The 19,154-nt window shown below is 73.7% G+C and carries 17 protein-coding genes and 1 pseudogene; 3 read left to right on the top strand and 15 right to left on the bottom strand.

Going from position 1 to position 19,154, the window contains the following annotated elements; all coding sequences use genetic code 11:
* The 3 genes from KME80_RS19775 to KME80_RS19765 are packed head-to-tail and all read left to right on the top strand — an operon-like array spanning position 1 to position 3,025.
* Positions 1–981 carry an ABC transporter permease gene (locus KME80_RS19775; RefSeq protein WP_219507252.1) on the top strand — a complete coding sequence of 327 codons (981 nt, stop codon included), beginning with the start codon at positions 1–3 and terminating at the stop codon, positions 979–981.
* Positions 981–1,994, top strand: coding sequence for an ABC transporter ATP-binding protein (locus tag KME80_RS19770; RefSeq protein WP_219507251.1), 1,014 nt, complete (start codon positions 981–983; stop codon positions 1,992–1,994). The genes KME80_RS19775 and KME80_RS19770 overlap by 1 nt, the downstream gene beginning before the upstream one ends.
* Positions 1,991–3,025, top strand: coding sequence for an ABC transporter ATP-binding protein (locus tag KME80_RS19765; RefSeq protein ID WP_219507250.1), 1,035 nt, complete (start codon positions 1,991–1,993; stop codon positions 3,023–3,025). Before KME80_RS19770 ends, KME80_RS19765 begins: the two co-directional genes overlap by 4 nt.
* A 9-nt stretch (positions 3,026–3,034) precedes the next feature.
* Here the strand turns inward: KME80_RS19765 and rpe are convergent.
* The 15 genes and pseudogenes from rpe to KME80_RS19685 all read right to left on the bottom strand — a co-directional run.
* A pseudogene (gene rpe / locus KME80_RS19760) lies at positions 3,035–3,661 on the bottom strand (ribulose-phosphate 3-epimerase); the annotation flags it as partial.
* 64 nt (positions 3,662–3,725) lie between these two features.
* Positions 3,726–5,195, bottom strand: coding sequence for an RsmB/NOP family class I SAM-dependent RNA methyltransferase (locus KME80_RS19755; RefSeq protein ID WP_219507248.1), 1,470 nt, complete (start codon positions 5,193–5,195; stop codon positions 3,726–3,728).
* 49 nt (positions 5,196–5,244) lie between these two features.
* The gene (fmt, locus tag KME80_RS19750) at positions 5,245–6,177 is read right to left on the bottom strand and encodes a methionyl-tRNA formyltransferase (RefSeq protein ID WP_219507247.1); all 933 of its coding nucleotides are present in this window, start codon (positions 6,175–6,177) and stop codon (positions 5,245–5,247) included.
* 2 nt (positions 6,178–6,179) lie between these two features.
* Positions 6,180–6,728 (bottom strand): peptide deformylase, encoded by a 549-nt coding sequence (gene def / locus KME80_RS19745; protein WP_219507245.1) that lies wholly within the window; start codon positions 6,726–6,728, stop codon positions 6,180–6,182.
* Positions 6,729–6,754: 26 nt separating this feature from the next.
* Positions 6,755–8,092 (bottom strand): hypothetical protein, encoded by a 1,338-nt coding sequence (locus KME80_RS19740; protein ID WP_219507243.1) that lies wholly within the window; start codon positions 8,090–8,092, stop codon positions 6,755–6,757.
* 37 nt (positions 8,093–8,129) lie between these two features.
* Positions 8,130–9,623: a hypothetical protein gene (locus tag KME80_RS19735; RefSeq protein WP_219507242.1), complete on the bottom strand. Its 1,494-nt coding sequence runs from the start codon at positions 9,621–9,623 to the stop codon at positions 8,130–8,132.
* A 50-nt stretch (positions 9,624–9,673) separates the two neighbouring features.
* Positions 9,674–12,508: a primosomal protein N' gene (locus KME80_RS50435; protein ID WP_308125837.1), complete on the bottom strand. Its 2,835-nt coding sequence runs from the start codon at positions 12,506–12,508 to the stop codon at positions 9,674–9,676.
* A gap of 249 nt (positions 12,509–12,757) precedes the next feature.
* Complete coding sequence (metK, locus tag KME80_RS19720) at positions 12,758–13,945, bottom strand: methionine adenosyltransferase (RefSeq protein ID WP_219507240.1); 1,188 nt, start codon at positions 13,943–13,945, stop codon at positions 12,758–12,760.
* A 158-nt stretch (positions 13,946–14,103) separates the two neighbouring features.
* On the bottom strand, positions 14,104–14,472 hold the full coding sequence (locus tag KME80_RS19715) for a hypothetical protein (protein ID WP_219507239.1): 369 nt from the start codon (positions 14,470–14,472) through the stop codon (positions 14,104–14,106).
* A gap of 95 nt (positions 14,473–14,567) precedes the next feature.
* Entirely contained in the window at positions 14,568–15,752 is a 1,185-nt protein-coding gene (coaBC, locus tag KME80_RS19710; protein ID WP_219507238.1) for a bifunctional phosphopantothenoylcysteine decarboxylase/phosphopantothenate--cysteine ligase CoaBC, read from the bottom strand.
* A gap of 7 nt (positions 15,753–15,759) precedes the next feature.
* Positions 15,760–16,029, bottom strand: a complete 270-nt coding sequence (rpoZ, locus tag KME80_RS19705; RefSeq protein ID WP_219507237.1) for a DNA-directed RNA polymerase subunit omega — start codon at positions 16,027–16,029, stop codon at positions 15,760–15,762.
* A gap of 5 nt (positions 16,030–16,034) precedes the next feature.
* Positions 16,035–16,607, bottom strand: coding sequence for a guanylate kinase (gmk, locus tag KME80_RS19700; protein WP_246645243.1), 573 nt, complete (start codon positions 16,605–16,607; stop codon positions 16,035–16,037).
* A 139-nt stretch (positions 16,608–16,746) separates the two neighbouring features.
* Complete coding sequence (gene mihF / locus KME80_RS19695) at positions 16,747–17,070, bottom strand: integration host factor, actinobacterial type (protein WP_020541698.1); 324 nt, start codon at positions 17,068–17,070, stop codon at positions 16,747–16,749.
* Between the two features lie 402 nt (positions 17,071–17,472).
* Positions 17,473–18,171 (bottom strand): orotidine-5'-phosphate decarboxylase, encoded by a 699-nt coding sequence (gene pyrF / locus KME80_RS19690; protein WP_219507235.1) that lies wholly within the window; start codon positions 18,169–18,171, stop codon positions 17,473–17,475.
* A complete protein-coding gene (locus tag KME80_RS19685; protein WP_219507234.1) occupies positions 18,168–19,145 on the bottom strand; it encodes a dihydroorotate dehydrogenase in 978 nt (325 codons plus the stop codon). Before KME80_RS19685 ends, pyrF begins: the two co-directional genes overlap by 4 nt.
* Positions 19,146–19,154: the final 9 nt, after the last annotated feature.

Raw genomic sequence — 19,154 nt, 5'->3', positions numbered from 1 at the left:
GTGCTTCGATTCCTCACCCGCCGCGTACTGGGCGCGCTGGTCATCCTGCTGATCATCTCAGCGGTGACCTTCTTCCTGTTCTACGCGATCCCCGCCGACCCGGCCCGGCTGGCCTGCGGCAAGGTCTGCCCGCCCGAGACGCTTGAGCAGGCCCGGCAGAACCTCGGCATCGACAAGCCGCTCATGGTCCAGTTCGTCAGCTGGCTCGCGGGCATCTTCGTCGGCCGCGACTACGGGGGCCTCGGTCACTGCCCGGCTCCCTGCCTGGGCTTCTCGTTCGTCAACCGCGCCCCGGTGTTCGAGACGATCATCGACCGGATGCCCGTCACGATCGCGCTGACCATCGGCGCCGCGGTGATCTTCCTGATCTTCGGCGTGGCCACCGGCATCGTCGCCGCGCTGCGTCAGGGCAAGCCCCTCGACAAGATCGCCAGCGTCTCGTCGCTGATCGGCGCCTCGGTGCAGATCTACTTCGTCGGCACCCTGGCCATGTACTTCTTCGTCTACCAGATGCAGGTCTTCCGGCAGCCGAAGTACATACCGATCACCGAGGACCCCGTCGGCTGGTTCAGCGGCCTGCTGCTGCCCTGGCTGGTGCTCGCGCTCATCTTCACCGCGAACTACACCAGGATCACCCGCTCCACCATGGTGGAGAACCTGAACGAGGACTACGTGCGCACCGCCCGCGCCAAGGGCATGTCGGGCCGCAGCGTGGTGCTGCGCTTCGCCCTGCGCGGCGCGCTGACGCCCGTGATCACGATCTTCGGCGTCGACCTCGGCACGCTCATCGGCGGCGCGATCATCACCGAGACCACGTTCGGCCTCCAGGGCATCGGCCGCCTCGCCGTCCGCGCCGTGGACTACTCCGACCTGCCGACGCTGATGGCCACGGTCCTGCTCGCGGCGGGTGCGATCGTGGTGATGAACGTGATCGTGGACTCCCTGTACGCCGTCATCGACCCCCGCGTGAGGCTGAGCTGATGTTTCTCGAAGTCAACGACCTCACCGTCGACTTCCACACCGAGGACGGCGTCGTGCACGCCGTCGACGGGCTGTCGTTCGAGGTCGACCGGGGCAGCACCCTCGGCATCGTGGGCGAGTCCGGCTCGGGCAAGTCGGTGACGAACCTGGCCATCCTCGGCCTGCACAACCCCGACACCGCCAAGCTCTCGGGCAGCATCAAGCTCGACGGCCGCGAACTGATCGGCGCGCCGCAGCGCGAGCTGGAGAAGCTCCGCGGCAACAAGATGGCGATGATCTTCCAGGACCCGCTGACCTCGCTGTCGCCGTTCCACACGGTCGGCCAGCAGATCGCCGAGGTCTACCGCAAGCACAAGGGCGTCTCCAAGTCGGTGGCGCGCGACCGGGCCATCGAGATGCTCGACCGGGTCGGCATCCCGCAGCCCAAGATCCGCGTCGACGAGTATCCCCACCAGTTCTCCGGCGGCATGCGCCAGCGCGCCATGATCGCCATGGCGCTGGTGTGCGACCCCGGCCTGCTCATCGCCGACGAGCCGACCACCGCGCTGGACGTGACCGTCCAGGCGCAGATCCTCGACCTGCTGCGCGACCTCCAGGAGCAGACCGGCACCGCGATCATCATGATCACGCACGACCTCGGCGTGGTGGCCAGCACCGCGCACGACGTGCTCGTCATGTACGCCGGCCGCGCCGTCGAGCGGGGCACCAAGCAGGAGGTGCTGCGCGAGACCCGCCACCCCTACACGTGGGGGCTGCTCGGCTCGATGCCCAGCCTGACCCACCCGGTGGACGTGCCGCTCGAACCCGTGCGCGGCACCCCGCCCAGCCTGATCAACGTCCCGCCCGGCTGCCCGTTCCACCCGCGCTGCGACTATGCGAAGCTGCTCGGGCCGGGCGTGTGCACGGGTGAGCGGCCCGAGCTGTCGCCGCACCGCGGCCACGGCGACGCCTGCTATCTGCCGATCAAGCAGAAGGCCGAACTCAGGAGACTACCCGGTAAGGAGGCGTCGTGACGGAGAAGCTGCTGGAGCTGTCCGGCGTGGTGAAGCACTTCCCCGTCAGAGGCGGCTCGCTGATCAAGCGGCAGATCGGCGCGGTCCACGCGGTGGACGGCATCGACCTGACCGTGCACGAGGGTGAGACGCTCGGCCTGGTGGGCGAGTCCGGCTGCGGCAAGTCCACCACCGGGCGGCTGGCCGCCCGGCTGCTGGAGCCGACCGGCGGCACCATCAGCTACCGGGGCCGGGACATCAGCCACGCCAACCGGCGCGAGCTCAAGCCGATCAGGTCCGAGATCCAGATGATCTTCCAGGACCCCTACTCGTCGCTGAACCCGCGGCACACGGTCGGCTCGATCATCCGCGGCCCGATGGACATCAACGACATCAACCCGGAGGGCGGCCGCGAGGCCAAGGCCCGGGAGCTGCTGGAGATCGTCGGGCTCAACCCCGAGCACTACAACCGCTTCCCGCACGAGTTCTCCGGCGGCCAGCGCCAGCGCATCGGCGTGGCCCGCGCGCTCGCGCTCAACCCCAAGCTGATCATCGCCGACGAGCCGGTCTCCGCGCTGGACGTCTCGATCCAGGCACAGGTCATCAACCTGCTGCAGCAGCTCCAGCGCGACCTGGGCATCGCGTTCCTGTTCATCGCGCACGACCTGGCCGTGGTGCGGCACTTCTCGCAGCGGGTCGCCGTGATGTACCTGGGCAAGGTGGTGGAGATCGCCGACCGCGACTCCCTCTACGAGCGCCCCCGCCACCCCTACACGCACGCCCTGCTGTCGGCCGTGCCGGAGGCCGACCTCGGGGCGCCGCCGCGCGAGCGCATCCGCCTGGCGGGCGACGTGCCCTCCCCCATCAACCCGCCGACGGGCTGCCGCTTCCGCACCCGCTGCTGGAAGGCGCAGGACAAGTGCGCCACGGAGGAGCCGCCGCTGGTGCAGCTGTCGGGCAACCGCGACGGCCACCTGACCGCCTGCCACTTCCCCGAGGAGCCCGGCGTCCGCGGCGAGGACATCGTCCTCGACCCGGCCCTCCAGGCCTGACACCCGCTGATCGACGGCCGCGACCCGGTCGGCGGAGCCGTAGACGGCGTTGCCCGCCACGAACACGTCGGCGCCCGCCTCCGCGCACCGCTCGATCGTGCTCTCGGACACCCCGCCGTCGACCTGCAGCCACACCTGCCCGCCGTGCCGCTCGATGATCGACCGCGCCCGCCGCACCTTCGGCAGCACCATGTCGAGGAACTTCTGCCCGCCGAACCCCGGCTCCACCGTCATCAGCAGCAGCATGTCGACCTCGCCGACGAGATCCTCGTACGGCTCCACCGCCGTGGCCGGGTTGAGCGCCAGCCCCGCGCGGGCGCCGAGCGAGCGGATCTCCCGCAGCGTCCGCACCGGCGCCGAGGACGCCTCCGCGTGGATGGTCACGCTCCCCGCCCCCGCCTCGGCGTAGCCGGGGGCCCACCGATCGGGGTCCTCGATCATGAGGTGGCAGTCGAGCGGCAGTGAGGTCGCCTTGAGCAGCGACTCGACCACGGGCAGCCCGAGGGTCAGGTTGGGCACGAAGTGGTTGTCCATGACATCCACGTGCAGCCAGTCGGCGTTCGGCACGGCGGCCGCCTCGTCGGCGAGCCGGGCGAAGTCGGCGGACAGGATGCTGGGCGAGATCTGTACGGCCATGATGGTCAGAGTCTAGCCACGCCCCGCCCGGCCGGACCGCCCGCCCCGCGCCCGGCGGGGCGGCTCACCCCGCCCGGCGCAGCAGCGCCAGGAACATCGCGTCGGTGCCGTGCCGGTGCGGCCAGAACTGCGCGTACGGCCCGTCGCCGAGCCCGCCCACCTCCGGCAGGTAGGCACGCGCGTCGAGCGTCTCCACGTCGTCCCTGCCGCCCACGACGTCGCCCACGACCACCCGCGTCTCCGCCAGGTGCGGCGAGCACGTCACGTACGCGACGACCCCGCCGGGACGCACCGCGTCGAGCGCAGTGCCCAGCAGCCGCCGCTGCAGCCTGCCCAGCTCCGCGATGCTCGCCGGGTCGCGCCGCCACCGCGCCTCCGGGCGGCGCCGCAGCGCGCCGAGCCCCGTGCAGGGCGCGTCGAGCATCACCCGGTCGAACACCCCGGGCCGCCACGCGGGCTCGGTGCCGTCCGCGGTGATCACCGCGGCGTCCCTGGTCGTCTCCCAGACGAGCCGCGCCCGGTGATACTGCACGTCACCGGCCAGCAGCCGGGCCCCGCCCGGGTGCGGCATCACCGCGCCGCCGGCCTCGGTGCCTTCGACGTCGCCGTGACGGGCGATCGCGTCGAGCAGGCCCGCCTTGCCGCCCGGCCCGGCGCACAGGTCGAGCCACAGCTCCTCGCCGCCGTCGAGCGGCACCCGGGTGAGGGCCAGCGCGACGAGCTGGCTCGCCTCGTCCTGGACCGCCGCCCGCGTGTCGTGGACGGCCTCGATCCGGCCCGGGTCGCCCTCGGGCAGGTAGGCGGCGTAAGGCGAGTAGCGGCCCGGCTCGGCCCCCGACTCCCGCAGCTCCTCGACCGAGCTGCGGCCCGGCCTGGCCACCAGCGTCACCAGCGGCCGCGCGTTGTCGGCGTCGAGCAGGTCGGCGGTCTCGTGCGCGGCGGGGCCGAGCGCGTCGCGGAACGCGCTGACGATCCACCGGGGATGGCTGTGCGCCACGGCCAGGTGCCCGGCCGGGTCGTCGCCGGCGTCGGGCGCCACGATCGGCACCCACTCCTCCAGCGACCTGGACGCGATCTTGCGCGCGACGGCGTTGGCGAACTTGGCCGCCCCCGGGCCGACGCGCAGCCGTACGAGATCGACGGTGGTGCCGACGGCCGCGTGCGGCGGGACGCGCATCTTCAGCAGCTGGTGCGCGCCGAGCCGCAGCGCGTCACGCACCTCCGGGTCGGGCGCGCGGTCGCTGCACACCTCGATGATCGCGTCGTACGTGCCGAGGCCGCGCAGCGTGCCGTAGGCCAGCTCGGTGGCCAGCGCCGCGTCGCGCCCGCCGATGCCGCGCTCGCGCAGCATGCGGGGCAGCAGCAGGTTGGCGTAGGAGTCGCGCTCGTCGACGGCGCGCAGCACGTCGTAGGCGGCGTTGCGCGCCTGGTCGCGCGGCGGCCGCCGCCCCCCGCCCCCGCCACGGCCGCCGCCGCGGCCGGTCGGCTGGCCGCCGCGGCTGTCGCCGTGCGGCCGGTTCCCCCGTGCTCTCATGCTTTCCGGCTTTCCCTCGCGGCGCGGCCGCGCGGGCCGGCCGGCGTGCTCACCCAAACCGCTCGCCGCTCTCCGGGCGGGTGCCGCGGGCCCACTCGCCCGCGCTCATCAGCCGCTTGCCCTGCGGCTGGACCTCGCCCAGCTCGACCGGGCCGGTGGCGGTGCCGACCAGCACCGTGTTCTTGCCCGCGACGAGGATCTCGCCGGGCGCGAGCCGCTCGGCGGCCTCGGCGAGCCGGACGGGGCCGAGCTTGACCCGCTGCCCGCGAAACTCGCTCCACGCCCCCGGGTTGGGGGTGCAGCCGCGGATGAGCCGGTCGGCGTGCAGGGCGGGCTTGGCCCAGTCGACCCGGGCGTCGGTCACGCTGATCTTGGGGGCGAGGGTCACTCCGTCGTGCGGCTGCGGGCGGGCCTCCAGGGTGCCGTCCTCGACGCCGTCGAGCGTCGCGGCCAGCAGCCCGGCCCCGGACACCGACAGCCGCTCCAGCAGCGCGCCGCTGGTGTCGCCGGCGCGGATCTCCTCGGTGACGACGCCGTAGACGGGCCCGGCGTCGAGCTCCTTGACGATCCGGAACGTGGTCGCGCCGGTGATCTCGTCGCCGTGCAGGACGGCGTGCTGCACGGGGGCGGCGCCGCGCCACGCGGGCAGGATCGAGAAGTGCAGGTTGATCCAGCCGTGGCGGGGCACGTCGAGCGCCGACTGGGGCAGCAGCGCGCCGTAGGCGACGACGGGGCAGCAGTCGGGCTCCAGCTCCCGCAGCCGCTCCAGGAACTCCGGGTCGCCGGCCTTGGCGGGCCGCAGCACCTCGATGCCCGCCTCCTCGGCCAGCTCGGCCACGGGCGACGGGTGGACCTTGCGGCCCCGGCCGGACTGGGCGTCGGGCCGGGTGACGACGGCGGCCACCTCGTGGCGGGGCGAGTCGATCAGGGTGCGCAGCGACGGCAGCGCAGTCTCGGGCGTGCCCGCGAACACCAGGCGCATCGTCACAGCGCCTTTCCGCCGGTGGCGTGCGGGGAGAACTTGACCGTGGGCGCCGCCAGGCCGCTCCACTCGGCCTCGCGGATGGCCTTCATCGCGAGCTTGCGCTGCTTGGCGTCCATCCGGTCGATGAACAGGATGCCGTCGAGGTGGTCGGTCTCGTGCTGGAAGCAGCGCGCCATCAGGTCGGTGCCCTCCAGCGTGACCGGCTCGCCGTGCATGTTGAAGCCCCGGGCGACGGCGCGGATGGCGCGCGGCGTGGGGAACGACAGGCCGGGGAACGACAGGCAGCCCTCCTCGCCCTCCTCGTCCAGGTCGTCGGACAGGTCGAGGTCGGGGTTGATCAGGTGGCCGAGCTGGTCGTCGACGTAATAGGTGAACACGCGCAGGCCCACGCCGATCTGCGGCGCGGCCAGGCCGGCGCCCGGCGCGTCCATCATCGTGTCGGTGAGGTCCTTGACCAGCTTGCGGAGCTCCTTGTCGAAGTCGGTCACCGGCGCAGCCGGGGTGCGCAGCACCGGGTCTCCGAACAGCCGGATCGCCTGGATCGCCAAGGGGGTCACTCCGTTTCGTAGGTGGATCAGTCCATTTTAGTGTGCGCGAGGGAGCGCGCCTTCATCGCCGCTTTGCGCGCCGCCTTGACGACCGCCTGGTCGTCGTGCGCGCCGGCGAGCATGTCGAGGACGGCCACGGTGTCGGGGTGGCCGACGGCCGGCATCGCGGTGATGAGCTTGACGAGGTCCTCGCCCGGCTCCGGCGTGTCGAGCCGGCCGGCGACGGGCCCCGACATGTGCATGAGCGCGGCCAGCGAGTCGACCGCGATCCAGGTGTGGTCCTCGGGGCTGAGCGGCGGCGCCTGAAGGTCGCGGATGTGCAGCCAGGAGGCGGCGTAGCGGCGCATGAGCGGCAGGGCGAGCGCCTCGCGCATCGGGGCCTCGGCCTCGGGCCCGAGCTCCTCCAGGACGGCGCCCACCGCGCCGCGCCGGCCGGCGTCGCCCTCGGCGGCGATCGCGATGAGCTCGCGGGCGGCCTCCTCGGGCGGGCGGCGCTCCAGCCACCCGGCGACGGCGCTCTGCGTGGCCGAGCCCTTGACCAGGGCCTCGACCAGCTCGGCGGCCGACAGGTCGGCGAACACCTCGACCTCGGCGGCCGTGGGCGCGTCGTGGCCCTCGCGCAGCAGGTCGCGGCGGATCGCCCAGACGCCCAGCGGGGTGAGCGCGGTGCGCCCGGCCGACGTCTGCTCGACGAGGCCGCAGTAGGACAGCAGCGACAGCGCCTCCAGCAGCTCGGCCGGGAGCGCCGCGGCGAGCCTGCGCATCTCCGCGTCGCCGGGCGCGCAGGCCACCTCGTGCGACTGCAGGATGCCCCGGGCCAGGTTGGCGATCGCGACGCCGGACCGTACGGAGTAGATCGTGGCGAGCATCTCGGCGAGGTGGCCGTCGACCACGGTGGAGCCGGTCAGGCCCTCGTCGGCGCGGTCGAGCACGTCCATGACGACGCCGTCCCAGAACTCCAGCGTCGCCTCCACCGTCAGCCGCGCCGGCAGCGGGCCGCGCGACGCCCGGCCGCGCGCGATGCGCAGCAGGCCGGTGTTGACGGCGACGATCCAGACCAGCCGCAGCCGCGACGGCTCCAGGCCGAGCTCGGCGACGGCCGCCGCCCGGTCGGCCTCCGGCAGCAGCCCGTCCGGCGACACCGGGCGCTCGCCCGTCCAGGTGGCGAGGCGGATGGCGTCGGCGACGAGCGGGACCGTCGGGACCACCCGCGCGAGCTCGGCGTCGCCGGCCAGCGTGACAGGCGGGAACGTGAGCGCCTCGTGCTGCGCGGGGGTCTTCTCCTGCGGCGGCCGTGGCGGCACGGCGGCCTGCTCATCGATCAGCTTGCGCAGCTCGGCGAGGTCGAAGACGTTGTTTGCCACCCACGAAACTTACTGCACAGGAGTCACAGAGGCGTACTCATCGGATGCCCCGGGAGCGCGCCTTGAACGCCGCCTTGCGGGCCGCCTTGGCCGCCGTGCCGTCGGGCAGCGAGCGTCCGAGCAGCTCCAGGACCTCGACGACGTCGGGGTGGTCGACCCGCCACATCTCCTCGATGAGGTGGGCCGGCGGGCCGGAGGCGGCGATGTTCTCGGCGAACATCTCGGGGTCGTCGGCGGCCGCCGGGGTCGCCAGCGCGAGCATGTCGACGCTGACCCACAGCAGCTCCTCCTGGCTGAGCGCCGGGGCGGGCAGGCCGCGCGCGGTGAGCCAGTGGATGGCGTGCGGGCGCAGCTCCTGGTCGTCGAGCCAGGGCCGCACCTCGCCGGCGGCCTCGGCGCCGAGCCGGTCCACGATCGTGACCGCGATCCCGCGCGCCACGGCGGGCGCGCCGGAGGCGGCGGCGAGCAACTGGGCCGCGGCCTCGCCGGCCGGGCGGGCGGCCAGCCAGCGGCTGATGTCGTCCTCGGCCAGCTCGGTCGGCACGCCGTCGAGCAGCCCCTCGATGAGCCCGCGCGCGTCGGCCTCGGCCAGGTCGGGAGCCTGCGGCGCGTCGAGCCCGAGCGCGAGGTAGTGCTCGCGCAGCGCCCACACGGCGGCCGGGGTGAGCGCGACCGTGCCGTCCTCCAGGCGCAGCAGGCCGCACCAGGCCAGCCGTTCCAGCACGGCGGGCACGTCGACGGCGGTGTCCTCGGCCCGGTCGGCCAGGTAGTCGCCGGCCACGGCGGCGGGCGCGGGCGACTGGAGCCGGTAGAGCATGTCGAGCAGGTCGTAGAGCTCCTCGTCGACCTGCGGGTGGCCGGTGACCTGGCCGCCGGTGTCACGCTCGACGAGGTGGGCGACGACCGCCGCCCAGCGCGGCAGCGGCTCCCCCTCGGCCACCTCGCTCAGGTAGGGCACCTCGCCCCGGTCGAGCGCGGCCAGCAGCGGGACGTCGCGCAGCTCCGCCTCCAGCGTCTCGGGCGAGGGCAGCCGGACGGCCGGCCTGGGCGTGCAGCCGGGGCAGTCGCAGGGCGCCTCCCCCAGGTCGGGCACCTCGCCCGACGGGATGGCGATCGACTGCTCCAGCGACTCGGGCCCGATCGAGCTGAACAGGCTCTTGGCCATGCCGAAGTTGGCGGTGTCGGCCAGCGCCCCCGGCATCCGGGTGGCGATGTCGCTCAGCCGCTCACGCATCAGCGCAGCCGTCTCACCGCTGACCGCGCCCGACTCCTGCAGGTAGTCGACCAGCGTGCGGGCGGCGGCCACCGTCTCCGGCGCGCTCTCCGGAGGCGCGATCACCTTGCGCGGGTAGATGGACAGCAACAGTTCGTCGAACGTGGCGGGGACGAAGTCGCCCAGCTCGTTGACGTTCAGGTAGTCGCTGGCGTAATCGCAGAGCAGGCGGATCTCGTCCGCGTCCACCTCGACGCCCCGCCCGCGCCCCCAAGCACGCAGATCGTCGATGGCCAGGTTCACCCATTCGATCGACACAGAGGGCACGCTAACGGCTGGCTTACAGATGAGCGAATCGGGGAAACAGCCTAAATCAGGTCGAGCGGGTCGACACTTACCCTCACGACATCTGGTGTCTTTCTGGCCGCGCGCACCCCACTGGCCCCTTTGAGCGCCGCGGCCAGCGCCGCACCGCTCCCGCGCGGCACCCGGATCATGGCGCGTTCCTGGCCCGAGTCGTCGATCGGCACCGGCCCGAGCACCTGCGCGTCGGCGGGCAGGCGCGCCTCGGCCACCATCTGCCGCACCGCCGCCGCCGTGCCCGTGAGCGTCGCCATCCGCACCGCAGGCGGGAACCCGAGCTCCACCCGCTCGGCCAGCTCCCGCTCGGCGTGCGTGACCGCGTCCCAGCGCAGCAGCGCCTGCACCGCCGGCAGCCCCGCGTCGGCCAGCACCACCAGCTCACCGCGCGGGCGCAGCAGCGCGGCGGCGTTCATCCACCGGCGCACCGCCTCCTCCCCCGCCCGCAGGTCCGCCCGGCCCAGCAGCGCCCACCCGTCGAGCAGCACCACCGCCGCGTAGCCGCCCTCGGCCACCGGCTCGGCCCCCGGCGTCGCCACGACCAGCGCCCGGCTCCCCGGCACGCTCGCCAGCACCCCGTCACGCCCCGACGTGCGCACCGGCACCGACGGGAAGGCCCGGCCCAGCTCCTCCGCCGTCCGCCGCGCGCCCACGACCACCGCCCGCAGCCTCGGGCTCCCGCAGTGCTCGCACTTCCACGCCGCGTCCACCCGTCCGCACCAGCGGCAGTACGGGGCCGCGTGCCCGCCCCTGAGCGCCAGCGGCCCACGGCACAGCCCGTCCCCAGCGCCCGCACGCCCCTCACCCTCGTACGCCGCGTCCCCGGGCACGGCGAGCCGCATCGCCTCCCCCACGCCGGTCGCCCCTCCCGCGGCGTCGTGGACCGAGGAGCCGGCTGTCCCGGACCCACCGGGCCCGCCCAGAACCCCCTGGCCCTGCGACACGAACCCTCCGGGGGCGCCCGCGTACGCCGCCGCGCCCGCGTGAGCCGCCGACCCCGTCGAGGCCGGGAGACCCGTGCGGGTCGGCGGGTGCGAGCAGCGCGCCGGGGCGCGGCAGTGCCGACAGGCCAGCGCCGGCAGGTAGCCGCGCCTGGGCACCTGCACGAGGACGGGCCCGCTCTCCAGCCCCTGGCGCAGCGCCCGCCAGGCCACGCTGGGCAGCCGGGCCGCGCGCGCCGCCTGGTCCTTGGCCAGCTCGGCGTCCTCCCCCGCCGGGCGGACGTGCGGGGCGAGGCTCCTGATCGTCTGGCGGTCGGCCACGATCGGCCTGGCCCAGCGGGAGGCGAGCAGCTGGGTGGCCTCGGCGGTGCGCGCGTAGGCGCCGATCAGCATGGCCGCGCCGGTCCGGTGCGCCCTCAGCCCCAGCACCTCCCGCGCGTGCGGGTACGGCGCGAGCCGCTCGGCGTGCAGGTCGTCGCCGTCGTCCCAGATCGCCACCAGCCCCAGCCGCTCCACGGGCGCGAACATCGCCGCCCGCGTCCCCACGACCGCCCGCACCTGCCCGCGCAGCACCGCCAGCCACCGCCGGTAGCGCTCGGCCGGGCCGAGGTCGGCGGTCAGCGCGACATGCCGCCCGGCGCCCAGCATCCGGCCCAGCTCGGCGTCGAGCAGCGCCACGTCCTTCCCGTCGGGCACGACCACGAGCGCGCCCCGGCCGCCGTCCAGCGTCGCCCGCACCGCCTCCGCGACGGGGCCCGCCCACCCCCGCGCCCCGGGCAGCGCCGACCACACCGCCCTGGGCGCCCTCCCGTGCCGCAACGCGTCCAGGAACGACGCCCCCATCGGGTACGCCCCCCACGCCCCACCGAGATCCCGGCCCGCGCCTTCCCCCCGGCCACCGTCCTGAACCCCACCGACGCCCCCCGCGCCGTCCCCCTGAGGCACGCCCTCACCGACCCGAGCCGCAACCGTCTCGTCCGGGGAGCCACCGCCCTGAAGGGAGGCACCGAGGTCGGGCCCGCCGACCTGGCGCGAGGCATTCGAGAGAGGCGGACCGCCCTGCTGAGTGCCCCCGGGGGTCGCCCCCTGCGGATCCTCGGGCGTGGGGGTCTCGGACGCCGGGGCCGTGGACGTCCGGCCTGCGGAAGCCGGAACCTCGGGCGTCGCGGCGTCGGCTGCCGCGGCTTCGGACCTGGGGGTCTCGGGCCCCGTGGCAGGGAACGCCGGGGCCTCGGACGTCCGGCCCTCGGGCGTCGGGCCGGCGGGGGTTGCCGCCTCGGGGCTCGGGGTCCCGGGGGTCGCCGCCTCGGGGCTCGGAGGCTCGGAGGTCGGGGTCTCCGTCGGCAGGGCCGCTGTCGCGGTCGGTGGCTGCCGTACGCGGTCCGCCGGGACGGAGGGGAGGTCAGGGGGCGTGGAGCGCTCCGCCGGGCCGGAGGGGGCCTTGGGGGGCTCCGCAGAGGCCGCGGCGGCCCGGGTGGTCGTCTCCGTCCTGGCATGGCGGGGCGGGACGGCCAGGCGCAGCACGTCGGCCAGGGTGCCCGCGTAGCGGTCGGCCACGGCCCTGGCGAGCCCGGCCACCTCGGGGGTGAGCACCCGCTCGGGCGAGACGACGCGTTCGAGGGGCGTCAGCCGCCCGGCGTGCTCGCTCTCGTCGGCCCGTTCCAGCAGGAACCCGTCGACGAGCTTGCCGGCGAACCGCACCCGCACCCGCACCCCCGGCTGGGCGCTCTCGTGCATCGAGGCGGGCACCAGGTAGTCGAACGGCCGGTCGAGGTGGGGCAGCGGGTTGTCCACGGCCACCTTGGCCACCGGCAGCTCCGGGGCGGGCACGACGGCGCCCTTCGCCGACGCCGCGGGCCGCACGGCGTCGAGCGGCAGGAGGGCGTCGTCGGAGGTCGTCACCCACTACGTCTACCAGACTTGGGCCCCGCCCCACGCCCGCCCGCGGACGCTCCCGCCACCGGCCGCCGGGAACGCCGCGGAAGGGGGTCCGCCACCGGAGGACACCCCGTCCACGAGCACCCGAGCAGCCACGTACGGACGCCGCCCGGGCCTTGAGAGGCGCCCGGTCCTGAAAGCGCGGCGACGCCGCCCCGGGACACGCGAAGATGCCGCACCCCCTCCTGGGGGCGCGGCATCGGCGGCGTCAGGTCAGAGGCCCGCGGCGGTGCGGAGCGCCTCGGCGCGGTCGGTGGACTCCCAGGAGAAGCCCTCGCGGCCGAAGTGCCCGTAGGCGGCGGTCTCGGAGTAAATAGGACGCAGCAGGTCGAGGTCGCGGATGATCGCGGCCGGGCGGAGGTCGAAGACCTCGAGCACGGCGGCCTGGATCTTCTCGACCGGCAGCTTCTCGGTGCCGAAGCACTCGACGAACAGGCCGACCGGCTGGGCCTTGCCGATGGCGTAGGCGACCTGGACCTCGCAGCGGTCGGCGAGGCCGGCCGCGACGACGTTCTTGGCGACCCAGCGCATGGCGTAGGCGGCCGAGCGGTCGACCTTGGACGGGTCCTTGCCCGAGAAGGCGCCGCCGCCGTGGCGGGCCATGCCGCCGTAGGTGTCGATGATGATCTTGCGGCCGGTGAGGCCGGCGTCGCCCATGGGGCCGCCGATCTCGAAGCGCCCGGTCGGGTTGACGAGCAGGCGGTAGCCCTCGGTCTCGATCTCGAGGCCGGCGAGCACGGGGTCGACCACGTGCTCCTTGATGTCGGGGGTCAGCATCTCCTTGAGGTCGATCTCGGCGGCGTGCTGCGTGGAGACGACCACGGTGTCGAGGCGGACCGGGCGGTCGCCGTCGTACTCGATGGTGACCTGGGTCTTGCCGTCGGGGCGCAGGTAGGGCACGGTGCCGGACTTGCGGACCTCGGACAGGCGCTGGGCGAGGCGGTGGGCGAGCGTGATGGGCAGCGGCATCAGCTCGGGGGTCTCGCGGCAGGCGTAGCCGAACATGAGGCCCTGGTCGCCGGCGCCCTGGCGGTCGAGCTCGTCGGCGTCGCCGCCGACGCGGTGCTCGTAGGCGTCGTCGACGCCCTGGGCGATGTCGGGCGACTGCGCGCCGATGGACACCGACACGCCGCACGAGGCGCCGTCGAAGCCCTTGTGGGAGGCGTCGTAGCCGATCTCCAGGATCTTCTCCCGGATGACGCCGGGGATGTCGACGTAGGTCTCGGTCGTGACCTCGCCTGCGACGTGAACCTGGCCGGTAGTGATCATCGTCTCGACGGCGACCCGGCTCCGCGGGTCGTCCTTGAGCATGGTGTCGAGAATCGCGTCACTGATCTGGTCGGCGATCTTGTCCGGGTGGCCCTCGGTGACCGACTCGGAGGTGAACAGGCGACGTGACAACTCAGTGGCTCCTCATGCAGCGGCTGCTGACGGCTGGGGACTCGGGGTGCTGGGCACACCTGAGCCTCGCCGAAGTCTAGCCCTACCTGGCGCCAGGTAGCGAAACCCGCCCCGCGATCCGGCACTCTGGAAGGAGGGCGGGGCCGATCGGGGCACGTTCAGAGATGGGGCAGGGGGTCGAGCGGCAGCGTCTCCGGCGCGAACACCTCGGCGTCGGCGGCGGCGACCACGGCCGCGTACTCGTCGTCGAACTCGAACAGCATGTCGCCGAGCTCGATGACCGGCGACGGGCCGTGACGGATGGGCCCGAGCCGCGTGTTGCGCGGGAACGTGGCGTGCACCGAGACCGGGCGGTCGCTCCTGAGCATCCGGGTGGCGAGCACCGAGACGGCCAGGTCGGTGACGACGACGAGGAAGTTGGCGGCCCCCGGCGGCCCGACGGACAGCGCCGGGAAGACGTAGCGGATCGCGCCACGATGGCCGAGAACCGTCCTGCATCGGTCCCTGACAGCAGCACTTATTGGCATCCCGTCCCCCTTTGGCCCAGTATCCGTAGCTATAGGGAGATCCCGCAACAGGTGATCAGGTAATCCATCCGAGCGGTTAGCTGCCCGTACGGGATTCAGGACAGGCGGGCGGCGACGGCGTCCCAGACGGCGTCGGCCACGTCCTCCTTGGGCCCCCGGGGCACCTCGACGGGGTCGCCGCCGGCGACGAGCACGGTCGCGGCGTTGTCGGGGGTGCCGAAGGCCAGGTGCTCGCCGACCTGGTTGACGACCAGCAGGTCACAGCCCTTGCGGGCGAGCTTGGCCTGCCCGTTGGCGAGCACGTCGTGGGTCTCGGCCGCGAAGCCGACGATCACCTTCGGGTACGCGCCGCGCTCGCGGCCCAGCTCGGCCAGGATGTCGGGGTTCTTCACCAGCCGGATCGGGTCGGGCTCGCCGTCGGTCTTCTTGATCTTCACGTCCTGCCGGTCGGCGGGCCGGAAGTCGGCGACGGCGGCGGCCATGACGACCACGTCGGCGGAGGCGGCGGCGGCCATGACGGCCTCCCGCAGCTCGGCGGTGGTCTCCACCCGCACCACGGCGGCTCCGGCCGGGTCGGGCAGCGCGACGTTGGCGGCCACCACGGTCACCTCGGCGCCCCGGGCGGCGGCGGTGCGGGCCAGCGCGTAGCCCTGGAGGCCGGAGGAGCGGTTGCCGATGAAGCGGACCGGGTCGAGGGCCTCGCGGGTGCCGCCGGCGGAGACGACGACCTTGCGCCCGGCCAGGTCGCGCGGCGCGCCGCGCAGCACGCGCAGGCACACCTGGAAGATCTCGGCGGGGTCGGGCAGGCGGCCGGGCCCGGTGTCGGCCCCGGTGAGCCGGCCGACGGCCGGATCGATCACGATCGCGCCCCGCTCGCGCAGGGTGGCGACGTTGGCGCGGGTGGCCGGGTGCTGCCACATCTCGGTGTGCATCGCGGGCGCGAACACCACCGGGCAGCGCGCGGTCAGCAGCGTGTTGGTGAGCAGGTCGCCGGCCAGCCCGTGGGCGGCCTTGGCGAGCAGGTCGGCCGTGGCGGGGGCGACCACGACGAGGTCGGCCGCCTGGCCGATGCGCACGTGGGGCACCTCGTGGACGCTCTCCCACACGTCGGTCGTCACCGGGTTGCCCGACAGGGCGGCCCAGGTGGGCTCGCCCACGAACCGCAGGGCGTCACGGGTGGGGACCACCCGGACCTCGTGCCCCGACTCGGTGAACAGGCGCAGCAGCTCGCACGCCTTGTACGCGGCGATGCCGCCGGCGACGCCCAGGACGACCTTCATCGAGCGGTCAGGCCGCGCCTTCGATGGGCTCGGCGTTGAGCAGACCCTCGGAGACCTCGCGCAGCGCGATGGACAGCGGCTTCTCCTGGGCGTGCGTCTCGACGAGCGGGCCGACGTACTCCAGCAGGCCCTCGCCGAGCTGGGAGTAGTAGGCGTTGATCTGGCGGGCCCGCTTGGCGCCCATGATCACCAGAGAGTATTTGCTGTCGACGATGTCGAGCAGCGCGTCGATCGGAGGGTTGGTGATGCCCTCGGCGACCGGGGCGACTCCTGCCACGATTGTCAGACCTCTCGCTTGGTGGTTGTGATGACCCCCTGAGGGTCGGTCATCAAGGCTATCAGCCGGTGGCACACGTCTTTGACATCCGTGTTCACCAGCGTGAGGTCGAACTCCTCCTCGGCCGCCATCTCGACCCGGCCGGCCGCCAGCCGCCTGGCGATGACGTCCTCGGGCTCGGTGCCCCGGCCGCGCAGCCGCTTCTCCAGCTCCTCCCAGGTGGGCGGGGCCAGGAAGACCAGCAGCGACTCCGGCATGCTGCGCCGCACCTGCCGGGCGCCCTCCAGGTCGATCTCCAGCAGCGTGGGCACGCCCGCCGCCAGCCTTTCGAGCACGGCCTGGCGCGGCGTGCCGTAGCGGTTGCCCGCGAACTCCGCCCACTCCAGCAGCTCACCGGCCGCGACGAGCCGGTCGAACTCCTCGCCGTCGACGAAGAAGTAGTGCACCCCGTGCACCTCGCCGGGCCGGGGGCTTCTGGTGGTCACCGAGACCGACAGCCACACCTCGGGGTGTGCCCGCCGGAGCTCGGCGACGACCGTGGACTTGCCGACGCCTGACGGCCCTGACAGGACCGTCAGCCGCCTTTCGCGCGAGGGGAGGAAGCCGCCGACTCTTGCGCCCGCTCCGACTGCCTCGTGGGCCCTTACACTGCCGGACCAGGACCTGTCGGTCACTTCCTACCCCCCGTTGAACCAGCGTTTTCGTGTGGAACCGAGATTAGCTCTCGTTGCCACCGAACTCGCGCTCGAGGGAGGCCCTCTGGTTCGCGCCGAGACCCCGCACGCGGCGGGACTCGGCGATGGCGAGCCGCTCCATGAGCTGCTTGGCGCGGACCTTGCCCACGCCGGGGAGCGATTCCAACAGTGCCGACACCTTCATCTTGCCGATGACGTCGTCGGTCTGCCCATCCTTGAGCACCTCAGCCAGAGAAACCGCGCCATGCTTGAGCCGGTTCTTGACCTCGGCACGCTCTTTACGGGCCTTGGCAGCCTTCTCCAGGGCTGCGGCGCGCTGCTCAGGGGTCAGGGGAGGAAGAGCCACGCCGGGTCACCTCGAATTTCTGTCGATGTACTCGGACGGGAAGGGAAACTAGCTGGTCATCGCCCCCTAAGCAACGTCAAGAGCGGTTTCTCTCGCCACAAAGTCGACTTCATCACTTTGGGTGATGGTAAAATCACTTTCTGCTGATCAAATCGCCCTCACTTCCCGCTTCTCGGCCGTGCGCGCGGTGCTGCCCGGGGGCGCTACGATGATCACGACAGGGCGGGCGCACTGTGTCCGAAAGCCCGGTTGACCTGTGTCCGAAACCCGTGGGGGACCTTTCGGGATCTTCCTCCGGCGTGCCCTCGCACGGGCGTCACGGCGACGCCTGGCGAGCCGTCCCGCGGAGGGTCCGGGGGCCGGGCACTGACACGCGCCCGGCCCCCGGAGCGTCCGCGGCTGTCAGGAAGGGCCGGAGCGGCGCAGGGAGGCGGCGATGGCGGCGGCCGCCGCGCCCGGGTCCGGGGAGCCGGTGATGGGGCGGCCGATGACCAGGAGGTCGGCGCCGTCGGCGAGCGCCTGCTCCGGGGTCGCCACCCGGACCTGGTCCTGGGTGGCCGAGCCCGCGGGCCGGACGCCGGGGGTGATGAGCGTGACGCCCTCCCCCACCTCGGCGCGTACGGCGGCGACCTCGTGGGGGGAGCAGACCAGCGCGGTGGCGCCGGCCTCGACGGAGAGCGCGGCCAGGCGGCGGACGGCGTCGTCGGCGGGCCCGGCCAGCCCGATGCGGGCCAGGTCGTCCTCCGACAGGGAGGTCAGCACGGTGACGGCGGCGATCTGCGTGTGGGGGGCGGCCTCGACGGCGGCCCTGATCATGGCGGGCCCGCCGGCGGCGTGCACGGTGAGGATGGCGGGCCGCAGCCGGGAGACGGCTCTGGCGGCGCCCGAGACGGTGTTGGGGATGTCGTGGAGCTTGAGGTCGAGGAAGACCCGCACCCCGCTGGCCCCGCGCACGGAGGCGATCACGTCGGGCCCGTAGCGCATATAGAGCTCCAGGCCCACCTTGACGGTGCTGACGTGCGGGGTCACCAGCCCGGCCCACCTGGCGGCGGTCTCCAGGTCGGGGGCGTCGAGGGCGACGGCTATGGGAGCGGGAGTCAAGGCGTGCTCTCCTCGGAGTCGACGAGCAGGTGCCGGGGCGCGCTGCCCGGCGGACGGTGGGCCAGGCCGACGGCGTCGGCCAGCCGCTGGAAGCCGCGCGCCCGGAGCAGGTCCTCGAGCTCGCGCTCGATGCGCAGGCACGCGTACGGGTCGTGGAACAGGGCGGTGCCGACGCCCACGGCGCAGGCGCCCGCCAGGATGAGCTGGAAGGCGTCCTGGCCCGTCATGACGCCCCCGACGCCCACGATGGGGACGCCGGGCAGGGCGGCGTGCACCTGCCACACGCAGCGCACGGCCAGGGGCAGGACGGCGGGGCCGGACAGCCCGCCGGTGACGGCGGCCAGCGAGGGCCGCAGCGTCTCGGTGTCGATGGCCATGCCCAGCGGGTTGTTGATCATGGACAGGGCGTCGGCCCCGGCGTCGACGCTGGCGCGGGCGACGGCGACGATGTCGGCCACGTCGGGGGCCAGCTTGGCCACCACGGGCACGTCGTAGCGCATGATGGACCGGACCGAGGCGATCACCTCGGCGGCGGCGCTGCCCTCGCGGGCGAAGACGCGGCCCCGGTCCTCCATGTTGGGGCACGACAGGTTGACCTCCAGGGCGGTGACGCCGGGCGCGTCGGCCAGCCTGCGGGCCAGCTCCGAATACTCCGCCACGGTGCCGCCGCCGATGGAGACGATGGTCTTGATGCCGCGCTGGGCCAGCCAGGGCAGCTCGCGTTCGAGGAAGGCGTCGATGCCGGGGCCCTGGAGGCCGACGGCGTTGAGCATGCCGGAGGGCGTCTCGGCCATCCGGGGCGTGGGGCGGCCGGCGCGCGGCGCCATCGTGATCGAGCGCGTGGTGAGCGCGCCCAGCCGGTGCAGGTCGAAGAACTGGGCCAGCTCGCGCCCGGAGGCGGCGCAGCCGGCGGCCGTGGTGACGGGGTTCGCCAGCTCCACATGCGCCAGGAACGTACGCATATCAACCGACATATCGTTACC

This window comes from Nonomuraea ceibae, from assembly GCF_019396325.1.
Taxonomy (GTDB): domain Bacteria; phylum Actinomycetota; class Actinomycetes; order Streptosporangiales; family Streptosporangiaceae; genus Nonomuraea; species Nonomuraea ceibae.
This window is presented reverse-complemented; position numbering and strand designations above follow the sequence as displayed.